This is a genomic window from Isoptericola jiangsuensis (genome assembly GCF_002563715.1).
In the GTDB taxonomy this organism is placed as follows: Bacteria; Actinomycetota; Actinomycetes; order Actinomycetales; family Cellulomonadaceae; genus Isoptericola; species Isoptericola jiangsuensis.
Map to the genome: position 1 here is coordinate 977969 of NZ_PDJJ01000001.1, position 24036 is coordinate 1002004.

A 24036-nucleotide genomic window follows, 5' to 3' on the forward strand; every position below is an offset into this window, starting at 1 on the left:
CGGGCCTGCGTTGGCGGGTAGTCTACGAGCGAGGACGAGGGTGACGACGGACCGGACTGGCAGGTGAGACGGATGGCCACGCGCAGCACTCCCGCGCACGACGTGTCGGGCGCCGTCGCCGTCGCGATGCTCCGCGAGACGGTGCTGGCCGCGCGACGCGCCTCCCGCGACGCGTCGGCCGTGCTGGCGCGCGAGGGTGCGTCGCTGGACGAGTGGATGATCCTGGACGTCCTCGGCGACGAGGACGGCCTGACGATGTCCCAGTTGCGCGAGTCCCTGCTGGTCGACAAGGCGACGCTGGGCCGGCGGGTCGACGCCCTGGTGACGCGGGCGCTGGTCTACCGCGAGGTGGACGGTGTGGACCGACGCGTCATCCGCGTCTACCTGTCCTCACGCGGCCGCGACGTCCTGGCCCGGCTCACCACGAGACTGGCGGCGCAGCACGAGCACGCCGACGCCCCAGACGACGACCAGTAGGCCCGTCAGGACGAACCCGTACGGGTCGAGGTCGGCGGCCGCCCCGGGCAGTCCGGCGGCGGGGGACCAGGACTCCGCGAGGGTCTGCACGAGCGTGAGGACGGCGATGCCGAACGCGGCGAGCGCCGACGCCCCGGTGACGACGACGTCGTAGCCGGTCCCGGGGCGGCCACCGGTGGCGCCGGGCGCGCCGGCGTAGACGCGGCGCGCGACGGAGCCCTGCGCGGAGTCGAGCAGGGACATGCCCGACGCGAACAGCAGGGCGAGGGGGACGGCCGCGACCCAGCTCTGCTGCTCCAGGGTGACGGCGGTGGCGGTGGCGAGCAGCCCGACGGACGTCGCGGTGTCGAACCCGAGGCCGAACAGCAGGCCGACGCCGTACATGCGGCGGGGCCGGTCGGTCGCCCACTCGAAGCGCCGCAGCGCCCAGCTGACGGGCCCGCCCACCCGCACGGCGCTGGTCCGGTCGCCGACGGCGCGGCGGGTGCGCAGCGCGCGCCGCAGCAGCACCACGTTGATCGTGCCGAGGACGAGCAGGAACGTGCTGGCCACCAGCGGGCCCCAGAGCCCGGTGACGCGCCGCAGGAGGGAGCCGTCGTCGTCCATCATCCCGGCGAGCGCGGCGACCCCGACGGCGAGCAGCGCGGCGGACACCACGACGACCGTCGAGTGCCCGAGGGAGAACCACAGCCCGACGCCGTGCGGGTCGCGGCCGGTGCGCACGAGCCGTCGGGTGGTGTTGTCGATGGCGGCGATGTGGTCGGGGTCGAAGGCGTGGCGCAGCCCGAGCCCGTAGGCGGTGAGCGCGGTCGCCCACGTGAGGGCTCCGGCCCCGCCGGCGAGGAACGTCGCGGCGAGCGCCGCGAGCGCCGCGACGTGCAGGCCGACGACGACGGGGACGGTGACCGAGCGGTGCGTGGTGGGCGTGGCGGTGGTCATGCTTCCTCCGGGTGGCGGGTCGCCGGGTCGGGTGCCGGGCGGTCCAGGGGGCTGACGTGCGTGGCCGTGCCGAGCCATCGCACGAGGGTGCCGCCGCGCTCCAGGTGGAGCGTGGCGACGTCGGGGTCGTGCAGGGTGGACCGGGGCGGTGCCGGTTCCTCGTCGGTGGGGGTGCCGTGCAGGTCGGCGACGGTGTCCAGGACGCGATGGGTTCCCAGCACGCCGGGCACGGGGCGGGCGCCGTCGGCGGCGAGCTCCTCGACGAGCAGCGGCCCGTCGTCGTCGTGCACGACGCTGCGCACGACGACGTGGCCGCCGTGCTCCCCGCTGCGGCCGAGCACCGTGGTCTCGCGCAGGTGCAGGCGCGACCCGGCGGCGAGGTGCACGGTGGTGGTCCGGGTGACGTCGGCGCCGGTGGCGACGACGAGCGGGAGCCCGGCCCAGTCCAGGCTCGCGCCCACCCCGAGCCGCACGTGGACGTCCCACCGGCAGCCCAGCCCGTCGCCGTCGTAGGCGACGGTCCCGCCGACGTCGAGGAGCGCCAGGGCCAGGCCGTCGTCGACGTCGACCGTCACGACGACGTGGTCGCCGCCGAGCAGGAGGGCACCCTGCGCGACGAGCGCGACCGTGGCGACGGCGGGGCCGTGGGACACCCGGCGGGCGGCGAGCAGGCCGTCGACGGTGGTGACGCGCACGGGGGCGCCGGGCGCGGCGGCCGCCCGGACGTGCACGGACGTCCGGGCGGGGGCGCTCGTCGGGCGCAGCACGGCGGCGTCCTCAGTGGGTGTGCGCCGGGGCGCCGCCGGCGTGGTCGTGGACGTATCCGCCGCCGGGCGCGGTGTCGTCGGCGTGGAAGTGCGGGGCCATGGGTCCGGGGTCCTGGGCGACGTGCTGCCCGGCCCGGAACGTGGCCAGCACCCCGAGCACCCAGCCGCGCAGCTCGGCGACGGACGCCGGGTCGGTGCGGGAGAGCGCCACGACGGCGCGTCCGTCACGCGCGGCCGACGCGTCGGCGACCATCCGGTCGACGTCCACGCCGACGTGCGGGGCGAGGTCGGTCTTGTTGACGACGAGCAGGTCGGCGCGGCCGATGCCGGGCCCGCCCTTGCGGGCGACGTCGCCGCCGCCGGCGACGTCGAGCACGAAGACCTGCGCGTCCACCAGGGCGGGGGAGAACGTGGCGGTGAGGTTGTCCCCGCCGGACTCGATGACGACGAGGTCCAGCGGCGCGAAGTCGCGTTCGAGGTCCTCGGCGGCCAGGAGGTTCGCGGTGACGTCGTCGCGGATCGCGGTGTGGGGGCAGGCGCCCGTCTCGACGGCACGGATCCGGTCCGGGTCGAGCACGCCCTCGGAGCGCAGGAACCGGGCGTCCTCGTCGGTGTAGATGTCGTTGGTGATGACGCCGAGCGCGAGCTCGTCGGCCAGCGCGCGGCACAGGGTGGCGATGAGGGACGACTTGCCGACCCCGACGGGTCCGGCGATGCCGAGGCGCAGGGCGCGGGTCGTGTTCTCGATGGTGTCAGGCACGGAACAACCTCTGGTTCGTCAGGGCGTGGGCCTGCGCCCAGCCTTCGGTCTGCGGGGCGCCGGAGGCGGGGACGTCCTCCGGGGTGGTGCACGCCGCGACGAGGGGCACGAGCTCCTCGGCGGCGGCGCACGCGTCCAGGACCCACCGTGCGGGCACGAGGGGGTCGCAGGGCGCGAGCTTGAGGAACGCCGACGCCGCGGTCTGGGCGTCGTCGTAGACGGTGAGCCGGACGACGTCGGCCGGGGGCAGGCCGGTCGCGGCGGCCACGCCTCCCAGCACGACGGCGCGCGGCAGGGGGCCGTGCGCCGCCTCGTGGGCGACGAGCGCGCGCACCGCCGGCGCGGCGGGCCACAGGGTGCGCGCCACCCGCAGGTAGCCGCGCCCCAGCAGCCGGGCGGCGTCGCGCAGGGCGGGGGCCGGCGTCCGCGCCGCCCACGCGGCGACGACGGCACCGATCGGGGGCACCGCGGCCGGCTCGGCCGTGGCCAGGACCTTCGCGGCGACGACGGCGGTGCCCGCCTCGACGAGGCTCACGGTCGTCGCGCGGCCGATCATCCAGGCGGGCACGTCGCGCTCGGGCAGGCCGCCGAGCAGCGCCGGCTCGAGGCTCGCGGAGTGCGCGTGCCCGCCGCCGGGCAGGCGGGCGTCCGCCAGGAGCATGGCGACCGAGAGGGCGTGCGGTGAGGTCATGGGCCGCCCTAGAACATCGAGTAGAGCTGGGCCAGCGGCAGCCGCACGGCCGGGGCGGGCTCCACGAGCTCCCCGTCGACGCGGATCTCGAAGGTGTCCGGGCGGACCTCGATGTGCGGCAGGGCGTCGTTGTTGCGCATGTCCGCCTTGCCGACGTCGCGGGTCGGGGCGACGGGCGCGAGCCGGCGGCGCAGGCCGAGGCGTCCCGCCAGGCCGTCCTCGATCGCGGCGGGCGCGACGAACGCGAGGGACGTGTCCGCGGCGACGGCGTCGCCGAACGCGGGCCGCATCAGCACGGGCTGCGGCGTCGGGATGGACGCGTTGGGGTCGCCGAGCGCCGCCCACGCGATGACGCCGCCCTTGAGGACGACGTCGGGCCGCACCCCGAAGAAGCGCGGGTCCCACAGCACGAGGTCGGCGAGCTTGCCCGGCTCGACCGACCCGATCTCGGCGTCGACGCCGTGCCCGATCGCCGGGTTGATCGTGTACTTCGCGACGTAGCGGCGGGCCCGTTCGTTGTCCGCGGGCTCCGCGCCGCCCAGCGACCCGCGGCGGTGCTTCATCACGTGCGCGACCTGCCAGGTGCGGGTCACGACCTCACCGATCCGGCCCATCGCCTGCGCGTCCGACGACGTGATGGAGATGGCCCCCATGTCGTGCAGCACGTCCTCGGCGGCGATCGTCGTCGCACGGATCCGCGACTCGGCGAACGCGAGGTCCTCCGGCACGGCCGGGTTGAGGTGGTGGCAGACCATGAGCATGTCGAGGTGCTCGGCCACCGTGTTCACGGTGTGGGGGAGCGTCGGGTTGGTCGAGCCGGGGATGACGTGCGGCAGCCCCGCGACCGTGAGGATGTCGGGGGAGTGCCCGCCGCCCGCGCCCTCGACGTGGAACGCGTGGATCGACCGGCCCGCGATCGCGTCGACCGTCGAGCCCACGAAGCCCGTCTCGTTGAGGGAGTCGGAGTGGAGCGCCACCTGCAGGCCCCACTCGTCGGCGGCCGTCAGCGCGGCGTCCAGGGCGGCCGGGGTCGAGCCCCAGTCCTCGTGCACCTTGTAGCCGGCCGCGCCCGCGAGCGCCTGCTCGGCCAGGGACCCCGCGCTGACGGTGTTGCCCTTGCCGAGCAGGAGCACGTTGAGCGGGACGTCGTCCAGCGCCCGCAGCACCTGGCGCAGGTGCCACGCGCCGGGCGTCACCGTGGTCGCCTTGGAGCCCTCCGACGGTCCGGTGCCGCCGCCCGCGATCGTCGTGATGCCGGTGGCGAGCGCCTCGTGCAGCGCCGACGGGGAGAGCAGGTGGACGTGCGGGTCGAACCCGCCCGCGGTGAGGATGCGGCCCTCGCCCGAGATGACGTCCGTCGACGGCCCGATGACGAGGTCCGGGTGCACGCCGTCGGCGACGTCCGGGTTGCCCGACCGGCCGAGCGCGACGATCCGGCCGTCGCGCAGGCCGACGTCGGCGCGCACGATCCCCCACCAGTCGAGCACGACGACGTTCGTGATCACCGTGTCGAGGGCGCCCTCGGCGCGGGTGCGCGTCGACTGCGCCATCGACTCGCGGATCGACTTCCCGCCGCCGAACACGGCCTCCTCGCCGCCGACGGTGTAGTCCTGCGTGACCTCGATCCACAGGTCGGTGTCGCCGAGCCGGACCTGGTCGCCGACGGTCGGTCCGTACAGCGCGGCGTAGCGCGCACGGTCGACCCGCACCATCAGCGGGCCTCGCCCTCGGTCGCGACGGGACCCAGCTCGCCGCCGTCCGTCCTGCCGCGCTGCAGGCCCGGCACGCGGCGGGCCCCGCGCAGCGTCACGACGTCCACCTCCCGGCTGGCGCCCGGCTCGAACCGCTGCGAGGTGCCGGCGGGGATGTCGAGCCGGAACCCGTGGGCGCGCCCGCGGTCCATCTCCAGGGCCGGGTTGGCGTCCGGCAGGTGCAGGTGGGACCCCACCTGCACGGGCCGGTCGCCGGTGTTGACGACGACGAGCCGGCGCCGCTCGTGCGGCGGACGGACGTTGAGCTCGATCCGGCCGGCGGCGGTGCGCACCGCTCCCGGACCGGACGACGACGTGCTGGGCACGGGACCTCCTACTGGATCGGGTGGTGCAGGGTGACGAGCTTGCGGCCGTCGGGGAAGGTGGCCTCGACCTGGACGTCGGCGAGCATGTCGGCGACGCCGTCCATGACCTGGTCGCGGGCGAGCACGTCGCGGCCGGTCCGCATGAGCGTCGCGACGTCGGCGCCGTCGCGGGCGCGCTCCAGCACCCAGCAGGACAGCAGCGCGACGGCCTCGGGGTGGTTGAGGCGCACACCGCGGGCGAGCCGGTCGCGCGCCACCATCCCGGCGACGGCCAGCAGCAGCTTCTCGGTGTCGGCGGGGGTCAGGTGCACGACGGCTCCCTCCGGGGCGCGGGGCGGGTCACAGGGCGAGCGCGGCGCGGACGTCGGTGAGGGTGTCGGGGCCGCCGCCCGCGCCCCGGCTGACGATCCGTCCCGTGGCGAGCACGGCGTACTCCCGGGCGTGCTCGACGGCGAACCCCAGGTGCTGCTCCACCAGCAGGACCGACAGGTCCCCGGCGGCGAGCAGGGTCGAGACCGCGCCGTAGATCTCCGCGACGACGTTCGGCTGGATGCCCTCGGCGGGTTCGTCGAGCACGAGCAGCCGCGGCCCGGTGACGAGCGCCCGGGCGATGGCGAGCTGCTGCCGCTGACCGCCGGACAGCAACCCGGCCTGGCGGCCCAGCAGCTCGCGCAGGGCGGGGAACAGGTCGAGCGCGTCGGCGGTCCGCCGCCGACCGTCCCGGCCGTGGGCGTCCGCGACGACCTGGAGGTTCTCTCGGGCGCTGAGCTGCCCGAACGACTGCTGCCCCTGGGGCACGTACGCGATGCCGCGCCGGACGCGCTGGTGCGGGGCCCGCGTCGTGACGTCCTCGCCCGCGAGCAGGACGCGGCCGCTGCGGGCGGGCAGCAGCCCGAGCACGGCCCGCAGCAGGGTCGTCTTGCCCGCGCCGTTGTGCCCGAGGACGGCGGTGAGCGTGCCGTCCGCGACCGCCAGGTCGACGTCGTGCACCACCGCGGTGCGGCCGTACCCGGCGCTCAGGCCGGTCAGCTCCAGCATCATGCGGACTCTCCTTCCAGCGCGGGCGCGTCGCGGCGCTCGCGGTCCGGGTCGGGCCCGTCCTGCGCGGCGGTCCCGGGGGTCGGCGGGGTCGCCGTCGCCGGGGCGCCGAGGTAGACCTCGACGACGGCGGGGTCGTTCTGCACCTCGGCCACGGTGCCCTCGGCGAGCACGCGGCCCTGGTGCATCACCGTGACGGAGTCGGCGAACGAGCGCAGGAACTCCATGTCGTGCTCGACGACGACCACCACGCGCTGCGACCCGATGCGGCGCAGCAGCTCGCCGGTCTCGTCGCGCTCCTCGTGGGTCATGCCGGCGACGGGCTCGTCGAGGAGCAGCAGGTGGGCGTCCTGGACGAGCAGCATGCCGATCTCGAGCCACTGCTTCTGCCCGTGGGCGAGGATCCCGGCGGGCAGGTCCCGCTGGGCGGTGAGCCCGACGGTCTCCAGGGCCCGCTCGACCGCCTCCGGGACGGCCCGGCGGGCTCGCAGCAGCGACAGGGGGCGGCGCCGCGCGCCCGCGGCGATGTCGAGGTTCTGCAGCACGGTGAGCTCGGAGAACACGCTCGCCGTCTGGAACGTGCGGCCGACCCCGGCCCGGGCGATGCGGTGCGTGGACCGGCCCAGCAGCTCGGTGCGGCCGAAGGTGGCCGACCCGGTGCCCCGGACGAGCCCGGTGACGGCGTCGATGAGCGTCGTCTTGCCGGCCCCGTTGGGTCCGATGAGGAACCGCAGGTCGCCCTGGGTGACCGTGAGGTCGACGTCGCGCACGGCGACGAACCCGTCGAACTCGACCCGCAGGCCGCGGACCTGGAGGTAGTCGTGCCGGAACCGGGAAGTGTCGTCGCCGAGGAGCTCGGCCGCGGCGGCCAGGTCGGGGCCGGCGGTGGCGGGGGTGTCGGTCACGGGGTGCTCCCCTCGGGTGCGGTCCGGGCGTCGGCGGGCGGTGCGGTCCCGGGCTCGGGCGGATCGGCCCGTCGTCGGCGCCACCGGCCGAGCAGGGACGCGAGGCCGCCGGGCAGGAACGCGACGACCACGATGAACAGGGCGCCCTGGAAGTAGATCCAGCCCGACGGGAACTGCTCGGAGATCGACGTCTGCGCCCAGCTCACCGCGACGGAGCCCAGCACCGGGCCGAGGAGGCTGGCCCGGCCGCCGATGGCGACGCCGACCAGGAAGCCGATGGAGGGCACCACGCCGACGTCGGCCGGCGAGATGATGCCCACGATCGGCACGAACAGGGCCCCACCGATCGAGGCCATGACGGCGGCGACCACGTAGGCGACCGTCTTGACCACCGCGGGGTCGTAGCCGAGGAACCGGACGCGGTCCTCGCCGTCGCGCACCGCCACGAGGAGCTCGCCGAAGCGCGAGACGGTGAGCTGGCGCACGATAGCGACCATGACCAGCAGGACGACGGCCGCGAGGAGGTAGAGCATCCGCTGGTTGGCGGGGTCGGTGAGGTCGTAGCCGAAGAACCCGCGGAACCCGTTGAGCCCGTTGGTCCCGCCGGTGGTCTGCTGCTGGCCGACGAGGAGGATCGCGAACGCCGCGGCGAGCGCCTGCGACAGGATCGCGAAGTAGGCGCCGCGCACCCGCCGGGTGAACACCGCCCACCCGAGCAGGCCGGCGAGCGCCGCGGGCACGAGCACGACGAGCAGCAGCGTGAGCCCGGGCGAGCGCATCGGCTCCCACCACGCCGGGACCTCGCCCGTGCCGTACAGCAGCATGAAGTCGGGCACGCCGTCCGGGCCGGCGTCGGCGAGCTTGAGGTGCATCGCCATGACGTAGGCGCCGAGCCCGAAGTAGACGCCCTGGCCGAGGGTCAGCAGACCGCCGCGGCCCCAGGCGAGCCCGATGCCGACGGCGACCATGGCCAGGCACAGGAACTTGGCCAGGAGGCTGAGCCGGAACGGGCTCAGGACGACGGGGGCGACGGCGAGCAGCACGACGGCGGCGAGCGCGAACCCCGCGAGGGTGCGGGTGCGTCCGGGGGCGAGGAGCTTGTCGAGGACGGTCATGCCAGGCTCCTCGTCCGGACCGAGACCAGGCCCTGGGGTCGTACCTGCAGGAACGCGACGACGGCGACGAACACCAGCACCTTCGCGACCGAGGCGGTGGTGGAGTACTCGAAGAACGCCTGCATCATGCCGAGCGCCATCGCCGCGACGACGGTGCCCTTGATCTGCCCGATGCCGCCGGCGACCACGACGAGGAACGCGTCCACGATGTAGCCGGTGCCGAGGGTCGGGCCGACGGAGCCGAGCAGGGTGAGGGCGACGCCGGCGATCCCGGCGAGGCCCGACCCGAGGAAGAACGTGATCCGGTCGGTGGTGCGCGACGAGATCCCGGACGCCTCGGCCAGGTCACGGTTCTGGACGACGGCGCGGATGCGCCGTCCGAGCGGCGTCGCCCTCAGCACGAGCGTGAGGGCGACGACGCACGTCAGGGCGAGCGCGAGGATGAACAGCCTCGTCCTCGGCAGGGCGAGCCCACCGATCTCCACCGCTCCGGACAGCCAGCCGGGCGCCGAGACGTCCACGTTGGGTGCGCCGAAGACGTCGCGGGCCACCTGCTGGAGCACCAGGGCGACGCCCCAGGTGACCAGCAGGGTGTCGAGCGGACGGTGGTACATGCGGTGGATGAGGGCGCCCTCGAGCAGCAGGCCGAGCAGCCCGCCGACGAGGAACCCGAGCGGGAGCGCCACCAGCAGGCTGACGCCGGCGCTGGGGACGACGCCCTGCACGACGAACGCCGTGTAGGCCCCGGCCATCATGAACTCGCCGTGCGCCATGTTGATGACGCCCATCTGGCCGAACGTCAGGGCGAGCCCGAGCGCGGCCAGCAGCAGGACGGAGCCGAGGCTCAGTCCGGCGAAGAGCTGGGAGAGGATGTCCATCCGTCAGGCCCTTTCGTCAGGAGAGGCCTGCGGCCCAGTCGTAGCCCTCGAGGAACGGGTCGGGTTCGATCGGCTCGCCGGAGCTCCACTCGGTGTGGATGAGACCGTCGTCGCCGATCTTCCCGACGAGCGACGTCTTGGCGATGTGGTGGTTGTCGCCGTTGACGACGACGGTGCCCTCGGGCGCGTCGAAGGTGACGCCGTCGGCGGCCTCCTGGACGTCGGCGACGGCGAACGAGTCGGCCTTCTCGACCATCTCGCGCCACAGGTACAGCGAGGTGTAGGCGGCCTCCATCGGGTCGGAGGTCGGGCGGTCCGCGCCGTACTCCGCCTGGAAGGCCTCGACGAACGCGTCGTTCTCGGGGCTCTCGACCGTCTGGTAGTAGTTCCAGGCGGTGAGCTGGCCGACGACGTTCTCGACGCCGATGCCGCCGATCTCCTCCTCGGCGATCGACACGGACAGCACGGGCATGTCCTCGGCCGTCAGGCCGGCGTTCGTGTACTCCTTGAAGAACGCGACGTTCGAGTCGCCGTTGAGGGTGTTGAAGACGGCGTCGGCGCCCGCGGACTTCACCTTGTTGACGATGGTGGAGAAGTCGGTGTGGCCGAGGGGGGCGTACTCCTCGCCGACGATCTCGATGCCGTGCGCCTCGGCGTAGGCGTTGATGATCTTGTTGGCCGTGCGGGGGAACACGTAGTCCGAGCCGACGAGGAACAGCGAGGTGACGCCCTGCTCGGCGAGGTAGTCGAGCGCCGGGACGATCTGCTGGTTGGTCGTGGCGCCGGTGTAGAAGATGTTGGGCGACGCCTCGAGGCCCTCGTACTGCACGGGGTAGAACAGCAGGGAGTCGTTGGACTCGAAGACGGGGAGCATGGCCTTGCGGGAGGCCGACGTCCAGCCGCCGAACACCGCGGCGACGCAGTCGCTGGTGATGAGCTTGGTGGCCTTCTCGGCGAACACCGTCGGTTCGGACTGGCCGTCCTCGGTGACGATCTCGAGCTGCTTGCCGAGCACCCCGCCGTCGGCGTTGATCTCGGCGGCGGCGAGCTGGAGCGAGTCGTGGACGGTCTGCTCGGAGATCGCCATCGTGCCGGACAGGGAGTTGAGGAAGCCGATCCTGACGCTGTCGCCGGAGGTGTCGACGCAGCTGCCGGCGGCCGACGCGCTGCTGGCGGTGCCGGGGGAGTCGACCTGGGCGCCGCAGGCGGCGAGGGACAGGACGGAGAGGGCGGCGAGCGCGGGGACGGCGAGCCGCGCGGCGGAACGTGACGTCGGACGGTGACGCATGACTTGCTCCGTTCGGTCGGGCCCGGACGGGCCAATTAGGTTCAGATGAACCTAAGTACGCCGACGTGTCCGCCCGGTACGACGCGTGTAACCATCGTGTTTCCCTTTTTGTCCGGTCTCCCGAGGGCGGCCGGGGCCTCGCGCGCCCGCGCGATGACATCATGGGGGCCATGACGAACGGTGACCCCCTGGTCCTCGGCATCGAGACGTCCTGCGACGAGACCGGCGTGGCGCTGGTCCGCGGCGACACCCTCCTCTTCGACGCCGTGGCCTCCTCCATGGACGAGCACGCGCGCTACGGCGGGATCATCCCCGAGGTCGCGAGCCGCGCCCACCTGGAGGCGATGGTCCCCACCATCCGCCGCGCGCTCGGCGAGGCCGACGTCGACCTGTCCGAGGTCGACGCGATCGCCGTCACCGCCGGTCCGGGCCTGGTCGGCCCCCTGACCATCGGGGCGTCCGCCGCCAAGGCCCTGTCGATCGGGCTCGGCAAGCCGCTGTACGGCGTCAACCACGTCATCGGGCACGCCGCGGTGAACCAGCTCGTGGACGGCCCGTTCCCCGGCCGGTCGATGGCGCTCGTCGTGTCGGGCGGGCACAGCACGCTCATGCTCGTCGAGGACGTCGCCACGAAGGTCACCGAGCTCGGCTCGACGCTCGACGACGCCGCAGGCGAGGCGTTCGACAAGGTCGGCCGACTCCTCGGCCTGCCCTACCCCGGCGGTCCGCACATCGACCGCCTCGCGCGCGACGGCGACCCCGAGGCCATCCGGTTCCCCCGCGGCCTCACGGCCCGCAAGGACCAGGCGAAGCACGCCTACGACTTCTCGTTCTCCGGCCTCAAGACGGCCGTCGCCCGCTGGGTCGAGGCCCGCCAGGACGCAGGGCAGGAGATCCCGCTGAACGACGTCGCGGCCTCGTTCGCCGCGGCGGTGGCGGACGTCCTCACCGCCAAGACCATCGCGGCGTGCCGCGAGCACGACGTCGACACCCTCGTCATCGGCGGCGGGTTCTCCGCGAACAGCCAGCTGCGCGACATGGCGGCCGAGCGCTGCGCCGCCGCGGGGATCGACCTGCGCATCCCGCCGCTGCGCTACTGCACGGACAACGGGGCGATGATCGCCGCGCTCGGCTCCTCCGTCGTGCGGGCCGGCGTCGCGCCGTCGGACCTCGACATCCCCGTCGACTCGTCCATGCCGATGGCGATCGTCACCGTCTGACGCGCGCCGCGCGGTCGGTGCGGCGTAGAGCCGATGTCCCTGAATCAGGGCATGAGTAAGCCCCAGGCGCTTGCGTCAGAGGCGGCACTGGGGCGTTCGCTTTGACGATAGCATCCGCGCATGGCGGCGGTCGAGGGAGACGACACCAGTACAGGGCGGCAGGGGTCTTGGGCGGAAGGAGTGTGGTCGCTCCTCTCCGAACCGAGGATGCAGCCATACCTTGATCTATGTGGCGGTGACCAGGTTGCCGCTCTCGCACTCTACGAGTGGAGCAGCCGGACGGCGTCGGCGGCCTTCGAGGTGGTGGGTCACCTGGAGGTCCTCCTCCGCAACACCCTTGACCGGACGATGGCCGCTCACTGTCGCGAGTCTGCCGTCGGGATTCCGTGGTTCCTCCTCCCGACACCCGGAGGGGCGGCCGTCGCGGAACAGGTCGACACCGTGCGCGAGAGATTGCGTGCGCGAGGCCAGGAGAACCGCCACCAGATCGTGGCGGGGTTGTCCTTCGGTTTCTGGTCCGGTCTGCTCGGCACCAAGTACGAGGAACTGTGGCGTCAAGGCCTACGTCACGCCTTCCCCTACGGTGACGGTCGACGTAAACAGGTAGCTGTGGCCGCCGAGCGGGTACGGAAGTTCCGCAACCGCCTCGCCCACCACGATTCGATGGTGCGCGTGGACGTCCCTTTCGAGCTCCGACAGATTCTCGAGCTCGCGGGGTACATCGATCCGGCCGCCGCGCTCTGGCTGTCCTCAATCTCACGAGTGATGGAGGTCTACCGCGAGCGGCCGTTCCTTCCGGAGGACACTGTCGTCGTCCCGGCACGTGACGCCTGGCCGCTCTACGAGCAGGTGCAGGCCTACGTCTGCCAGGTCGGACGCAACTTCCGTCCGGTCGAGCGGATCGCCTTCTACGCCGACCAGGAGATCAAGAGGGAGATCCCGCAGATCGTCCACCGGCGGGACGACGTGGAGTTCTCCGACGCCGAGATCGACCGGCTGCAGACCGGAGACCGCAACGACAAGCGCGTCGCCCGTGTCATCGACACGGCTCGGACGGCGCAATGGACTGCAGGGCGCTATCAGGTCTTCCTGCTGTCACGGGTGGGTGATCCCGCCCACCGGCAGCTGTCCGCCACGGTTCCCCATCAGACCGGAGGGCGGGGAAGCGCCTTCGTGCAGCGCCAGCGGTATGTGTCGCTGCACGGGCTTGAGACGGCGAGCACGACGGCGGATCTCGTGGTGGCGGTCTAGCAGCGAGACCTCTGTCTCGAAATCGCGGGCTACGGCGACCGATCGTGCCGCTACGAGGTCGGCGCGAGCGGACGACCGGCCCGCAGCTCGGCCACGAGGGAGGCCACCACGGCCTCCAGCGCGGGCTGCCCGCCCCCGTGGGCCGCGGCGACGGCCCGCTGCCGCTGGTACGACGCGCCGAGCCGCAGGATGTCCCGCACCGCGTCGAGCTCCGTCGCGCAGCCGAGCCGCTCCGCGACGGGTGCGAGGTCGTCCAGGAGGCGGGCGGTGGCGTCCGTGACGAGCTCCTCGTTGCCGGCCTCGTCGAGGATGATGATGGCGTCCAGCCCGTAGCGGGCGGCGCGCCACTTGTTCTCGTGCACGTACCAGCGCGGCATCGTCGGCAGGGGGCGGCCCTCGTCGAGGAGCGTCGACAGGTGCTCCACCAGGCAGTGCACCAGCGCCCCGAGCGCCGCCAGCTCGTGCAGGTTCGACGTGCCGTCGCAGATCCGCACCTCGACCGTGCCGAAGTGCGGCGCGGGACGCACGTCCCAGCGGACCTCGGTGAAGTCGTCGATGACGCCGGTGCGCAGCATGTCGTCGACGTACCGCTCCAGCTCGTGCCACTGCCCGAACTGGTAGGGCAGCCCGGCGGTGGGGAGCTGCTGGAACAGCAGCGCCCGCATGGACGCGTACCCGGTGTCGGCGGCCTCCCAGAACGGCGACGACGCCGACAGGGCCTGCAGGTGCGCGACGTACACCAGCAGCGAGCGGACGATCGGCAGCACCTTGGCGCGGTCCTCGATGCCGACGTGCACGTGCACCCCGTAGACGACCTGCTGGCGGCCCCACACCTGGGTGCGGTCCACTACGGTGGCGTAGCGCTCCTTGTCGGTGACCCGCTGCTGCGACCAGTGCGCGAACGGGTGGGTGCCGGCGCCCATGAGCTCGGCCCGCATGGGGGTGATGACGTCCTGGATCGCGGCGACGCCGGACGCGAGGTCGGCGGTGGCCTGCCCGACCGTCGTGCACACGCCCGAGACGACCTCGAGGGTGTTGCGCAGGAATTCCGGCTTGACGTGCGTCGCGCGGGGGTCGCCGGCCAGGGCCGCCATCGCGGCCGGGGCGACCTGACGCAGGGTGCCCGAGTCGGCGTCGACCAGCGCCAGCTCCCACTCGAGGCCGACGCTCGACCGGGGCGAGGACGCGAACTCCAGGACCATGCGCTCATCGTTCCACGCCGGGTGCCGGGCTGCTGCCGGGCCGCGACCGGTCCCGCGACGGGCGACCGTGTCCGGTGTCGCATCGTCCGTGCTGGAACGGAACCTCATCGGCCAGGATGAGGTTCGGATCCAGCACGGACGATGCCGGACGGGGGTGGGTCAGCCGCCGAGCGGCTCCACGACGAGGACGTGCTGGCGTCCTGCGACCCGGGTGAGCACGATCGTCGCGGTCGCGTCGCCGGACAGGGCGAGCTGGGAGCGGAGCTGCTCGGGGGTGACGGCGGTGCCGCGCTTCTTGATCGTGAGGCGGCCGACGCCGCGCTCGCGCAGGTACGCCTTGAGCCGCTTCACGCTGAACGGCAGGACGTCGAGCACCCGGTAGCCAGTGGCGAGCGGCGCCTGCCCGGGCTCCGGAGCTGGAGCGGGGGCGTCGGTGGTGACGTAGGCGATGGTGCGGTCCACGAGGCGGCCGCCGAGCTCGGCGGCGGCGTGCGCGACCAGCCCGGCGCGCACCACCGCGCCGTCGGGCTCGTAGAGGTACGCGCCGACGGCGCCGACGTCCGGGACGAGGTCCGCGTCGTCGGGCCCGGTGCGCAGCAGGCGCGAGACGGTGCCCGACGCGCCGGTGCCGTGGGTCGGGTCGCCGCCGGTCGAGCGCAGGACGAGGGCCGAGCGTCCGGGGCCCTCGGGTGCGAGCGGACCGAACCACAGCCCGGCCTCGACGACGTCGCCGTCGACGGACACCCACTGCGTCTCGGCGTCGTCGGGCAGCCCGGCGTGGGGGACCCCGGGGCCGATCTTGATGCCGAGCGCGGGGACCTGGTCGCGCAGCGCCCACACGGCGTCGAGCGGCGGGGCGTAGGCGGCAGGGTCGAAGATCCGCTTGCCGCCGCGGGTGCGCCGGGCGGGGTCGGCGTAGACGCCGTCGACGCCCTCGGCGGCGAGGTCGAGCGTGAGCCCGTCGGCGTGCCGCACCTCCGCCTCGGGGAAGGCCCGCAGGTTCACGGTGGCCAGGGCGGCGGTGGTCTCGTCGACGTCGGTGGCGAGGACCTGGAGGCCGACACCGGCGAACGCGAGAGCGTCGGCGCCCACGCCGCTGGTGAGGTCGGCGACCTTCGTCACCCCGGCGGCGAGGTAGCGGCGGGCGTGCAGCGCGGCGACGACGAGCCGGGTGGCCTGCTCGACGCCGTCGGGGGTGAAGAGCATGCCCTCGGCGAACGGCCCGAGCTTGGCGCGGGCCTTGGCGCGCAGCCGGGACTGGGTGAGGGCGGCCGCGGCGAGGTCGGGGTCCACGCCCTCGGCGCGCAGGCGCGTGGCCAGCGCCATCGCGCGGGACTCGTCGTACGGGGGCAGCGCGTTGACCAGGGCCCAGCCCTCGGGGCTGAGGAGCTTGGCGAGCGACGAGGAGTCCATCGGACCATCGTCTCAGGTCCACTTGTTGGCACTCGACTTGTCAGAGTGCTAACGGCTGCCTAGATTGGTCGCAGCGCACTCGCTGTGCCGGCACCCGCGACGACGGACAGCGCTCGGGCGCGTCCCAGTCCAGCTAGTCATCGCGAACAAGGAGGTCCGACGTGTCGGTCCCCATCAAGCCGCTCGAGGACCGGATCGTCGTCAAGGCCGTCGAGGCCGAGACCACGACCGCTTCCGGCCTGGTCATCCCGGACACCGCCAAGGAGAAGCCCCAGGAGGGCGAGGTCCTGGCCGTGGGCGAGGGCCGTTTCGACGACAAGGGCGCTCGCGTCCCGGTCGACGTGAAGGTCGGCGACAAGGTCATCTACTCCAAGTACGGCGGCACCGAGGTCAAGTACGGCGGCGTGGACTACCTGGTCCTGTCGTCGCGCGACATCCTCGCCGTCGTCGTCGGCTGACCGTAGCCGCGACGTCCGTACGCACCGAGGCCCCGCATCGTCATCGATGCGGGGCCTCGTGCTGTGCGGGGGGTGGTGCGTCGGGCGTCAGCCGGTCTTGCGGTCGCGGCCGGCGAGGATGGCGGAGCGCTCGTCCTCGCTCAGGCCGCCCCAGACGCCGTAGGGCTCGCGGACGCGCAGCGACTGCTCGCGGCACTCCATCATGACGGGGCAGGCGCGGCAGATGGCCTTGGCGGCCTCGGCCCGTCGTCGTCGGGTGGATCCACGTTCTCCCTCGGGGTGGAAGAACAGGGTGTCGTCCGCGTCGCGGCACGAACCCTGGTACTGCCACTCCCACAGCTCCATGACCGGCCCGGGCAGTCTTGAGATCTCCGTCATGGCGAACAACCTACAAGTTGTGCAGAAGTTGTTCAAGCCCGTGGTGCAAGTTGGGCATGCGGGACGGGTTGGACACACCCTGAACGGCTTCCGAATCGGTTGCCTGCCGCACTGACCTGGTTCGACATGATTCATCGCATCGGATCGAGGCTCACCGCGGGGCGCGGTGGCGGCACCCCTCACCCCTGGGCAGAATCGACGCATGACCACATCGCGACCCGCCCAGGACTCGGGGGGCGCTCGCACGTCAGGCCCCGGGCTCGCGGTCGCCGCCGTGGCCCGCCGCCTCGGCGTCGCCCCCGCGACGCTCCGGACCTGGGACCGCCGCTACGGACTCGGCCCCTCGGGCCGCACCGCGGGGTCCCACCGTCGCTACACCCCCGAGGACGTGGCACGACTCCTCGTCATGCGCCGGCTCACGCTCGAGGGCGTCGCCCCCGTGGACGCCGCCGAGGCCGCGCTCGAGGCCGACGTCGACGAGCTCGAGGCCGCCCACCGCGCCGGCCCGCCCACCGTCCCCGCCGAGGACACCGCCGAACCCGACGACAGCGGCGACGCCGCCGACGCCGGCGCCCGGCAGCGTGCGCACCTGCGTGCCCTGCCCGGCGGGGGCCAGGGCGGCCCGGGCGGCCCGGGCGGCCGCCCCGCCGGCAGCGCTCCCGGAGCTCCCGGCCAGAACACGTCCGGCCGGGTGTCGGCGGTCGTGGACTCCGCGCTCGCCTACGACCAGTCCCGCTGCGACGACCTGCTGCGCATCGGCCCGAACGGCGACCCGGCCCTGTGGTGGTCGCAGCTGGTGGACCCGGCGTGGAGCCGCCTCGCGGAGCGCACGGTGCTCGCCGGGCCGGGCGCCGTGCCGGAGCTCGTGCTCGCCACCGCCGCCCTGCAGGCGCTGCGCAGCTTCACCGAGGCGCTCGAGCAGACGGTCGTGCAGAACGGCGGCCCGCCCGCGAACCACCCGAGCCGCATGCGCAACATCGTGCTGATCTTCGCGGCGCCGGACGAGGTCGTGCCGCTGTCGGCGCACGCGCTCGCGGCGGCGCTGACGGCGAAGGGCAAGACGGCGCGGATCGTCACCGGCCCGGCGAGCGTCCGCCGCTCGCTGGAGCTGATCACGATGGTGCGTCCGGCGGCGCTCGTCCTGGCGACCCTGCAGCGCCGCCCCGACCTCGACCTCGTCCATGCCGTCCACGAGGGCTTCCCGCAGCTCCCGATCTTCGTCGGGCTGCGGCGTGACGACGCCGCGGCCGAGCTGCCGCTGACCCCGCAGGTGCAGCGAGTGCGCTCCTTCACCGGCATGCTGCACGAGATCCTCGAGGTCGTCGGGAGCTGACGTCCGGCCGGTCCCGCGCGGGCCGGCCGGAGCCCTCCGGGGCCGGTGCCGCTGTGACGGACACCGCCCCGGAGGGTGCTCGCGGTCGCCGTAGACTCGTGCCATGACGGACACCTCCTCGCCCGCGCACGACCCGTTCGGATTCCTCGGCCTCACCTACGACGACGTCCTGCTGCTGCCGGGGTACTCGGACCTCGCGCCGTCGGACATCGACACCACCTCGCGTCTGACCCGGGAGATCTCCCTGCGCATCCCGCTGGTGTCGGCGGCGATGGACACCGTCACCGAGGCGCGCATGGCGATCGCGATGGCCCGCCAGGGCGGCCTCGGCGTCCTGCACCGCAACCTGTCGATCGAGGACCAGGCCCGCCAGGTCGACCTCGTCAAGCGCACCCAGACGGGCATCATCGACAACCCGGTGACGATCGGCCCCGACGCGACGCTGGAGGAGCTCGACCAGCGAGCCGGCGAGTTCCGCGTCTCCGGCTTCCCCGTCCTGGACGCCGCCGGCAAGCTCGTCGGCATCGTGACGAACCGCGACCTTCGCTTCACCCCGGTCGCCGAGTGGGCGACGACCAAGGTGTCCGAGGTCATGACCCCGCAGCCGCTCATCACGGGCGCCGCCGGGATCTCCCGCGACGAGGCGACGGCGCTGCTGCGCAAGCACAAGCTGGAGCGCCTGCCCCTCGTCGACGACGAGGGCCGCCTCGCCGGTCTCATCACCGTCAAGGACTTCGTGAAGTCCGAGCAGTTCCCGAACGCGTCGAAGGACGGTCAGGGCCGCCTGCTCGTCGGCGCGGCCATCGGCTACTTCGGCGACGCGTGGGAGCGCGCGACGACCCTCGTCGACGCCGGGGTGGACGTCCTCGTGGCGGACACCGCGCACGGCAACGTGCGGATGCTCGTCGACATGGTCAAGCGGCTCAAGACGGACCCCGCGACGAAGCACGTCCAGGTCATCGGCGGCAACGTCGCGACCAAGGAGGGCGCCCAGACGTTCGTCGACGCGGGCGCGGACGGCATCAAGGTCGGTGTCGGCCCGGGCTCCATCTGCACCACGCGCGTCGTCACCGGCGTCGGCGTCCCGCAGATCACGGCCGTGTACGAGGCGTCGCTGGCGGCCCGCGCCGCGGGCGTGCCCGTCATCGCGGACGGCGGCATGCGGCACTCGGGCGAGATCGGCAAGGCGATCGTCGCCGGCGCCGAGGCCGTCATGCTGGGCTCGATGCTCGCGGGCACCGAGGAGGCGCCGGGCGACACGATCCTCGTCAACGGCAAGCAGTTCAAGGCGTACCGCGGCATGGGCTCCGTGGGCGCGATGAGCTCGCGCGGCAAGAAGTCCTACTCCAAGGACCGGTACTTCCAGGCCGAGGTGGCCAGCGACGACCTCATCGTTCCCGAGGGCGTCGAGGGTCAGGTCCCCTACAAGGGCACCCTGTCGACGGTGGCGCACCAGCTCGTGGGAGGCCTGCACCAGACGATGTTCTACGTCGGCGCGCGCACCGTCCCCGAGCTCCAGGCCAAGGGCCGGTTCGTGCGCATCACGTCGGCCTCGCTCAAGGAGTCGCACCCGCACGACGTCGTCATGACGGTCGAGGCGCCGAACTACCGCGTGTCCTGACGTCGCACGTCGAGAGGGCCGTCGTCACGGGTGACCGTGCCGGCGGCCCTCCGGCGTCCCCGGCGGCCGCACGCGGCAGGGATCAGCCGGCGGCGCGCGGCTCGACGGGCCACGCGGGGGAGGCGCCCGGGCCGTCGAGCCCCTGGTCCCGACGCCACGCGTTGAAGCTCTCGGCCCAGGCGCGGTGCGCGTCGCGCTGCGCCAGGTGCAGGGCGTCGAGGGCGACGGAGCGCAGGTCGGGGTAGCGCAGCACCAGCGCCTCCAGCACGTCGAGCGTGGCGAGCACGTCGACGTCCGCGGTGTGCAGCTCGCCCTCGCCCGTCACCCCGTACAGCTCGACGAGGTCGCCGAGGCGACGCTTGCCCCGCCGGTAGCGGTCCTGCCAGCGGTCGATGACGAGCGGGTCCAGGACCGGCGACACGGCGCGGCCCAGCCGCTCGGGCAGGGTGGGCAGACCGTGGCGCGCCAGCTCCGCGTCGAGCAGCGTGAGGTCGAACGCCGCGTTGTACGCGACCACCGGCACCCCGGCGCGCACGTGCTCGGCGAGGAACACGGCGATCTCCTCCAGCGCCTCGGCCGGCGGGCGACCGTGGGCGCGGGCGTGCTCGGTGCTGACCCCGTGTATCGCGGCCGCCTCCGCGGGGATCTCCACGCCCGGGTCGACCAGCCAGGTCCGGACCTCCGTCGTGAGCGGCGTGCGCAGCACGACCGCCGCGGTGACGATGCGGTCGGTGTGCACGTCGATCCCGGTGGTCTCGGTGTCGAAGCCGAGCAGTGGCCCCGCGGTCCAGCCCGTGTCGTCCATGGTGGTTCCTTCCCTGCGACGTCTGCCACGAAACGTCCCACGAGCCACCGACACGGCCCCGACCTGCGGACGTCGGCGGCCCCGCCGGCGCGGCGCCGGTAGTCTGGACCGCGTGAGCAACGAGATCGAGATCGGCCGTGGCAAGCGCGGGCGCCGCGCGTACTCCTTCGACGACATCGCCGTGGTGCCGTCGCGACGGACGCGCGACCCGAAGGACGTCTCCACCGGCTGGCAGATCGACGCGTACCACTTCGACCTGCCGATCCTCGCCGCGCCGATGGACTCCGTGATGAGCCCGGACACCGCGGTGGCGCTGGGCCGCCACGGCGGGCTCGGCGTCCTCGACCTCGAGGGCCTGTGGACCCGCTACGAGTCGCCGGAGCCGCTGCTCGCGGAGATCCGCGACCTCCCCGCGGCGCAGGCCACCCGGCGCATGCAGGAGATCTACGACGAGCCCATCAAGCCGGAGCTCATCACGCAGCGCCTCAAGGAGGTCCGCGCCTCCGGCGTGACCGTCGCGGGCGCCCTGTCGCCGGCGCGCACGCAGGAGCACTACCAGACGGTCGTCGACGCGGGCGTGGACCTGTTCGTCATCCGCGGCACCACCGTCTCGGCCGAGCACGTGTCGGGCAACGCCGAGCCGCTCAACCTCAAGCGGTTCATCTACGAGCTCGACGTGCCCGTCGTCGTCGGCGGCGCCTCCACCTACACCGCCGCGCTGCACCTCATGCGCACCGGTGCCGCGGGCGTGCTCGTCGGGTTCGGCGGCGGAGCCGCGCACACCACCCGTGTGAGCCTCGGCATCCACGCGCCCATGGCGACCGCCGTGTCCGACGTCGCCGCGGCCCGGCGGGACTACCTCGACGAGTCCGGCGGCCGGTACGTGCACGTCATCGCCGACGGCGGCGTCGGCCGCTCGGGCGACGTCGTCAAGGCCGTCGCGTGCGGTGCGGACGCCGTCATGCTCGGCGCCGCCCTGGCGCGCGCCTCCGAGGCCCCCGGCCGCGGCTGGCACTGGGGCCCCGAGGCGCACCACTCCCAGCTCCCGCGCGGCGAGCGCGTCGAGGTCGGCACCGCCGGCACCCTCGAGGAGATCCTCTTCGGGCCGGGCCACCACGCCGACGGCACCACCAACCTCGTCGGCGCCCTGCGGCGTGCGATGGCGACCACCGGCTACTCCGACCTCAAGGAGTTCCAGCGCGTCGAGGTCGTCGTGTCGCCCTACCAGCCGCGATGACCGGGGCGCCCGCCGCGCCGACGGGCACGTCCGCCCCGGCAGCGGCGGGCGACGCCGTCGTGATCGGCGAGATGCGTGACGCCGACGTCGAGGGCGTCGTCGCGCTGTGGGAGGCCTGCGACCTGACCCGGGCGTGGAACGACCCGCACCGCGACGTCGCCGCCGCGCGCCGCAACCCCACCTCCACGGTCCTCGTCGCACGCGACGGCGACACCGTCGTCGGCTCCGCGATGGCGGGCTACGAGGGGCACCGTGGCTGGCTGTACTACGTCGCCGTCGCCCCGGGACGCCGGGGCACGGGGCTCGGCCGGCAGGTGGTGACGGCCGCGGAGGACTGGCTGCACGCCGCCGGGGCGCACAAGGTGCGCCTCATGGTCCGCACCACCAACACCGCCGTGCTCGGGTTCTACGCCGGCCTCGGATACACCGACGCCGGGTGCACGGTGCTCGGCCGCGACCTGTCACGCTGACGGCGAACGACCCGGACATCCCGGCACGGAGTCCACGTCCGCGTCACCGGCCCCGCGTAGGGTGTCGCCCATGGCAACTGCGCACGAGAGCGACGGTGCTCTGGGCGATGTGATCGACCCCGAGCTCCCCGCGTCCACCTACGTCCTCGAGCCCGAGGTCGTGGAACCCCTGGTCCGCCGGCTCGCGACCTCCCACGACGCGGGGGTGCACCGCAGCACGCTGCCCTTCACGGGCGCCCCGCTGGCCGCGGTGCCGTTCTCGTCCGTCGCCGACGTCACCGAGGCCGTCACCCGCGCCCGCGCGGCCCAGCACGACTGGGCGGCCCGCCCGCTCCGCGACCGTCTGCAGGTCGTCGACCGCCTGGGCGTGCTCGTCCTGCAGCGGCAGTCCGAGATCCTCGACCTCATCCAGATGGAGTCCGGCAAGGCGCGCCGGTCGGCCTTCGAGGAGGTCGCGGACGTCGCGCAGACCTGCCGGCACTACGTCGTGCGCGGCCCGCGCTACCTCGCCGACCGCCGCGAGCCCGGCGCGCTGTCCGTCCTGACGGGCGTGCGCGTGCACCGCCGCCCCGTGGGCGTCGTCGGCGTCATCTCACCCTGGAACTACCCGCTCACCCTCGCCCTGGCCGAGGCGATCCCCGCCCTTGTGGCGGGCAACGCCGTCGTGCTCAAGCCGGACCCGCAGACCATGCTGTCCGCGCTGTGGGCCGCCGAGCTGTTCGCCGAGGCCGGCCTGCCCGACGACCTCCTCGCCGTCGTCGGCGGCGCCGGGGACGTCGGTGCCGCGCTCGTCGACCACGTCGACCACATCGCGTTCACCGGTTCCACCGCGGTGGGCCGGAAGGTCGCGGCGCGCGCCGGCGAGCGGCTCATCGGCGCCACTCTGGAGCTCGGCGGCAAGAACCCCCTCTACGTCGCCGCGGACGCCGACCTCGACGCCGCGGTGCCCGGCGTCGTGCGCGCCTGCTTCTCCAACGCCGGTCAGCTCTGCATGTCGATCGAGCGGCTCGTCCTGCACGAGCGCATCGCCGACGCCTTCCTCGAACGGTTCGTCCCCGCCGTGCGCGAGCTGTCGCTCGGGCCCGGCCTCGACTACACCGCCGACGTCGGCTCGCTGGTCTCCGCCGACCAGCTCGCCAAGGTCGCCGAGCACGTCGACGACGCCCTCGCCAAGGGTGCGCACGCCCTCACCGGCGCCGTGCACCGCGCCGACATCGGCCCGTACTTCTACGCGCCCACCGTGCTGGACCACGTCCCCGACGACGCCGTCTGCCTGCGCGAGGAGACGTTCGGGCCCGTCGTGACGGTGTCCCGCGTCGCCAGCGACGACGCGGCCGTGGCCGCGATGAACGACACGGAGTTCGGCCTCAACGCGTCCGTCTGGACGTCCGACGTCGCCCGGGCCCGCCGGCTCGCCGCCCGCGTGGACGCGGGGACGGTCGTCGTCAACGACGGCTACGCCTCGGCCTGGGGCAGCGCGGGCGCACCCATGGGCGGCATGAAGTCCTCCGGCCTGGGCCGTCGGCACGGTCGCGAGGCGATCGACGCCGTCACCGAGGTGCAGACCGTGGCCGTGCAGCGTGGCCTCGGCGCCGGGGTGTCCCTGGACACCCTCTACCGGCTGGGCGGGGAGACCCCGAGCGCCGTCCTCACGACCGCGCTGCGGGCGATGCGCCGGCTGCGCATGCCCTGAGCCCACGGTCGTCCGTGCGC

Annotated in this window: 25 protein-coding genes; 9 read left to right on the forward strand and 16 right to left on the reverse strand. The window is 73.7% G+C overall.

Features of this window, described 5'->3' with window-relative positions:
* Positions 1-72: 72 nt before the first annotated feature.
* Positions 73-477: a MarR family transcriptional regulator gene (locus ATJ88_RS04480; RefSeq protein WP_098462788.1), complete on the forward strand. Its 405-nt coding sequence runs from the start codon at positions 73-75 to the stop codon at positions 475-477.
* Here the strand turns inward: ATJ88_RS04480 and ATJ88_RS04485 are convergent.
* Genes ATJ88_RS04485 through urtA form a run of 12 tightly spaced genes read right to left on the reverse strand, consistent with a single transcriptional unit; the run spans position 391 to position 10935 of the window.
* Entirely contained in the window at positions 391-1416 is a 1026-nt protein-coding gene (locus ATJ88_RS04485; protein WP_170023515.1) for a HoxN/HupN/NixA family nickel/cobalt transporter, read from the reverse strand. The two genes, ATJ88_RS04480 and ATJ88_RS04485, sit on opposite strands and share 87 nt — an antisense overlap.
* Positions 1413-2183, reverse strand: coding sequence for an urease accessory protein UreD (locus ATJ88_RS04490; RefSeq protein WP_211287462.1), 771 nt, complete (start codon positions 2181-2183; stop codon positions 1413-1415). Before ATJ88_RS04490 ends, ATJ88_RS04485 begins: the two co-directional genes overlap by 4 nt.
* 10 nt (positions 2184-2193) lie before the next feature.
* A complete protein-coding gene (gene ureG / locus ATJ88_RS04495) occupies positions 2194-2943 on the reverse strand; it encodes an urease accessory protein UreG (protein WP_098462790.1) in 750 nt (249 codons plus the stop codon).
* Positions 2936-3634, reverse strand: coding sequence for an urease accessory protein UreF (locus tag ATJ88_RS04500; protein ID WP_098462791.1), 699 nt, complete (start codon positions 3632-3634; stop codon positions 2936-2938). The genes ureG and ATJ88_RS04500 overlap by 8 nt, the downstream gene beginning before the upstream one ends.
* Before the next feature lie 8 nt (positions 3635-3642).
* Positions 3643-5346, reverse strand: coding sequence for an urease subunit alpha (locus tag ATJ88_RS04505; RefSeq protein ID WP_211287463.1), 1704 nt, complete (start codon positions 5344-5346; stop codon positions 3643-3645).
* Complete coding sequence (gene ureB / locus ATJ88_RS04510) at positions 5346-5711, reverse strand: urease subunit beta (protein WP_098462792.1); 366 nt, start codon at positions 5709-5711, stop codon at positions 5346-5348. The genes ATJ88_RS04505 and ureB overlap by 1 nt, the downstream gene beginning before the upstream one ends.
* An 8-nt stretch (positions 5712-5719) precedes the next feature.
* Complete coding sequence (locus ATJ88_RS04515; RefSeq protein WP_098462793.1) at positions 5720-6022, reverse strand: urease subunit gamma; 303 nt, start codon at positions 6020-6022, stop codon at positions 5720-5722.
* A gap of 28 nt (positions 6023-6050) precedes the next feature.
* On the reverse strand, positions 6051-6752 hold the full coding sequence (locus ATJ88_RS04520) for an ATP-binding cassette domain-containing protein (RefSeq protein WP_245852116.1): 702 nt from the start codon (positions 6750-6752) through the stop codon (positions 6051-6053).
* Entirely contained in the window at positions 6749-7654 is a 906-nt protein-coding gene (gene urtD / locus ATJ88_RS04525; protein WP_245852118.1) for an urea ABC transporter ATP-binding protein UrtD, read from the reverse strand. The genes ATJ88_RS04520 and urtD overlap by 4 nt, the downstream gene beginning before the upstream one ends.
* Positions 7651-8769 (reverse strand): urea ABC transporter permease subunit UrtC, encoded by a 1119-nt coding sequence (gene urtC / locus ATJ88_RS04530; RefSeq protein ID WP_098462794.1) that lies wholly within the window; start codon positions 8767-8769, stop codon positions 7651-7653. The genes urtD and urtC overlap by 4 nt, the downstream gene beginning before the upstream one ends.
* Complete coding sequence (gene urtB / locus ATJ88_RS04535; RefSeq protein WP_098462795.1) at positions 8766-9647, reverse strand: urea ABC transporter permease subunit UrtB; 882 nt, start codon at positions 9645-9647, stop codon at positions 8766-8768. Before urtB ends, urtC begins: the two co-directional genes overlap by 4 nt.
* Positions 9648-9663: 16 nt before the next feature.
* Entirely contained in the window at positions 9664-10935 is a 1272-nt protein-coding gene (gene urtA, locus ATJ88_RS04540) for an urea ABC transporter substrate-binding protein (protein WP_098462796.1), read from the reverse strand.
* Between the two features lie 161 nt (positions 10936-11096).
* Between urtA and tsaD the strand changes: the two genes are divergently transcribed.
* Positions 11097-12155: a tRNA (adenosine(37)-N6)-threonylcarbamoyltransferase complex transferase subunit TsaD gene (gene tsaD, locus ATJ88_RS04545; protein ID WP_425432654.1), complete on the forward strand. Its 1059-nt coding sequence runs from the start codon at positions 11097-11099 to the stop codon at positions 12153-12155.
* Positions 12156-12275: 120 nt separating this feature from the next.
* Complete coding sequence (locus ATJ88_RS04550; RefSeq protein ID WP_211287464.1) at positions 12276-13406, forward strand: hypothetical protein; 1131 nt, start codon at positions 12276-12278, stop codon at positions 13404-13406.
* A 50-nt stretch (positions 13407-13456) separates the two neighbouring features.
* Here the strand turns inward: ATJ88_RS04550 and ATJ88_RS04555 are convergent, their stop codons facing one another.
* Both ATJ88_RS04555 and ATJ88_RS04560 read right to left on the reverse strand, forming a co-directional pair.
* Positions 13457-14608 (reverse strand): glutamate--cysteine ligase, encoded by a 1152-nt coding sequence (locus tag ATJ88_RS04555; protein WP_098462798.1) that lies wholly within the window; start codon positions 14606-14608, stop codon positions 13457-13459.
* Positions 14609-14767: 159 nt separating this feature from the next.
* Positions 14768-16021, reverse strand: coding sequence for a class I SAM-dependent methyltransferase (locus ATJ88_RS04560; RefSeq protein ID WP_098462799.1), 1254 nt, complete (start codon positions 16019-16021; stop codon positions 14768-14770).
* A gap of 161 nt (positions 16022-16182) precedes the next feature.
* Here ATJ88_RS04560 and groES point away from each other — a divergent pair, with 161 nt between their 5' ends.
* A complete protein-coding gene (gene groES / locus ATJ88_RS04565) occupies positions 16183-16479 on the forward strand; it encodes a co-chaperone GroES (protein WP_098462800.1) in 297 nt (98 codons plus the stop codon).
* A gap of 87 nt (positions 16480-16566) precedes the next feature.
* Here groES and ATJ88_RS04570 read toward each other — a convergent pair whose 3' ends face one another.
* The gene (locus tag ATJ88_RS04570; RefSeq protein WP_098462801.1) at positions 16567-16857 is read right to left on the reverse strand and encodes a WhiB family transcriptional regulator; all 291 of its coding nucleotides are present in this window, start codon (positions 16855-16857) and stop codon (positions 16567-16569) included.
* Between the two features lie 202 nt (positions 16858-17059).
* On the opposite strand from ATJ88_RS04570, the gene ATJ88_RS04575 reads away from it, so the two are divergent.
* Complete coding sequence (locus ATJ88_RS04575; protein ID WP_098462802.1) at positions 17060-18190, forward strand: MerR family transcriptional regulator; 1131 nt, start codon at positions 17060-17062, stop codon at positions 18188-18190.
* A gap of 103 nt (positions 18191-18293) precedes the next feature.
* On the forward strand, positions 18294-19811 hold the full coding sequence (guaB, locus tag ATJ88_RS04580) for an IMP dehydrogenase (protein ID WP_098462803.1): 1518 nt from the start codon (positions 18294-18296) through the stop codon (positions 19809-19811).
* Positions 19812-19893: 82 nt separating this feature from the next.
* On the opposite strand, the gene ATJ88_RS04585 is transcribed toward guaB, so the two are convergent.
* Positions 19894-20616, reverse strand: coding sequence for an exonuclease domain-containing protein (locus ATJ88_RS04585; protein ID WP_098462804.1), 723 nt, complete (start codon positions 20614-20616; stop codon positions 19894-19896).
* A gap of 112 nt (positions 20617-20728) precedes the next feature.
* Between ATJ88_RS04585 and ATJ88_RS04590 the strand changes: the two genes are divergently transcribed.
* The 3 genes from ATJ88_RS04590 to ATJ88_RS04600 all read left to right on the forward strand — a co-directional run bounded on the left by ATJ88_RS04590 (position 20729) and on the right by ATJ88_RS04600 (position 24016).
* Complete coding sequence (locus tag ATJ88_RS04590) at positions 20729-21853, forward strand: GuaB3 family IMP dehydrogenase-related protein (protein ID WP_098462805.1); 1125 nt, start codon at positions 20729-20731, stop codon at positions 21851-21853.
* On the forward strand, positions 21850-22323 hold the full coding sequence (locus ATJ88_RS04595; RefSeq protein ID WP_098462806.1) for a GNAT family acetyltransferase: 474 nt from the start codon (positions 21850-21852) through the stop codon (positions 22321-22323). The genes ATJ88_RS04590 and ATJ88_RS04595 overlap by 4 nt, the downstream gene beginning before the upstream one ends.
* Positions 22324-22393: 70 nt before the next feature.
* On the forward strand, positions 22394-24016 hold the full coding sequence (locus ATJ88_RS04600; protein WP_098462807.1) for a succinic semialdehyde dehydrogenase: 1623 nt from the start codon (positions 22394-22396) through the stop codon (positions 24014-24016).
* Positions 24017-24036 lie beyond the last annotated feature (20 nt).

What these genes read in the sequence shown, in the direction of transcription:
- ATJ88_RS04480 (WP_098462788.1), top strand. Translation starts at nt 73, where the DNA reads ATGGCCACGCGCAGCACTCCCGCGCACGACGTGTCGGGCGCCGTCGCC.
- tsaD (WP_425432654.1), top strand. Translation starts at nt 11,097, where the DNA reads ATGGGGGCCATGACGAACGGTGACCCCCTGGTCCTCGGCATCGAGACG.
- guaB (WP_098462803.1), top strand. Translation starts at nt 18,294, where the DNA reads ATGACGGACACCTCCTCGCCCGCGCACGACCCGTTCGGATTCCTCGGC.
- ATJ88_RS04570 (WP_098462801.1), bottom strand. Translation starts at nt 16,857, where the DNA reads ATGACGGAGATCTCAAGACTGCCCGGGCCGGTCATGGAGCTGTGGGAG.
- ATJ88_RS04555 (WP_098462798.1), bottom strand. Translation starts at nt 14,608, where the DNA reads ATGGTCCTGGAGTTCGCGTCCTCGCCCCGGTCGAGCGTCGGCCTCGAG.
- ATJ88_RS04560 (WP_098462799.1), bottom strand. Translation starts at nt 16,021, where the DNA reads ATGGACTCCTCGTCGCTCGCCAAGCTCCTCAGCCCCGAGGGCTGGGCC.
- ATJ88_RS04500 (WP_098462791.1), bottom strand. Translation starts at nt 3,634, where the DNA reads ATGACCTCACCGCACGCCCTCTCGGTCGCCATGCTCCTGGCGGACGCC.
- urtB (WP_098462795.1), bottom strand. Translation starts at nt 9,647, where the DNA reads ATGGACATCCTCTCCCAGCTCTTCGCCGGACTGAGCCTCGGCTCCGTC.
- ATJ88_RS04505 (WP_211287463.1), bottom strand. Translation starts at nt 5,346, where the DNA reads ATGGTGCGGGTCGACCGTGCGCGCTACGCCGCGCTGTACGGACCGACC.
- ATJ88_RS04520 (WP_245852116.1), bottom strand. Translation starts at nt 6,752, where the DNA reads ATGATGCTGGAGCTGACCGGCCTGAGCGCCGGGTACGGCCGCACCGCG.
- urtC (WP_098462794.1), bottom strand. Translation starts at nt 8,769, where the DNA reads ATGACCGTCCTCGACAAGCTCCTCGCCCCCGGACGCACCCGCACCCTC.
- ATJ88_RS04550 (WP_211287464.1), top strand. Translation starts at nt 12,276, where the DNA reads ATGGCGGCGGTCGAGGGAGACGACACCAGTACAGGGCGGCAGGGGTCT.
- ATJ88_RS04575 (WP_098462802.1), top strand. Translation starts at nt 17,060, where the DNA reads ATGACCACATCGCGACCCGCCCAGGACTCGGGGGGCGCTCGCACGTCA.
- ATJ88_RS04485 (WP_170023515.1), bottom strand. Translation starts at nt 1,416, where the DNA reads ATGACCACCGCCACGCCCACCACGCACCGCTCGGTCACCGTCCCCGTC.
- urtA (WP_098462796.1), bottom strand. Translation starts at nt 10,935, where the DNA reads ATGCGTCACCGTCCGACGTCACGTTCCGCCGCGCGGCTCGCCGTCCCC.
- ATJ88_RS04585 (WP_098462804.1), bottom strand. Translation starts at nt 20,616, where the DNA reads ATGGACGACACGGGCTGGACCGCGGGGCCACTGCTCGGCTTCGACACC.
- ATJ88_RS04600 (WP_098462807.1), top strand. Translation starts at nt 22,394, where the DNA reads ATGGCAACTGCGCACGAGAGCGACGGTGCTCTGGGCGATGTGATCGAC.
- ATJ88_RS04595 (WP_098462806.1), top strand. Translation starts at nt 21,850, where the DNA reads ATGACCGGGGCGCCCGCCGCGCCGACGGGCACGTCCGCCCCGGCAGCG.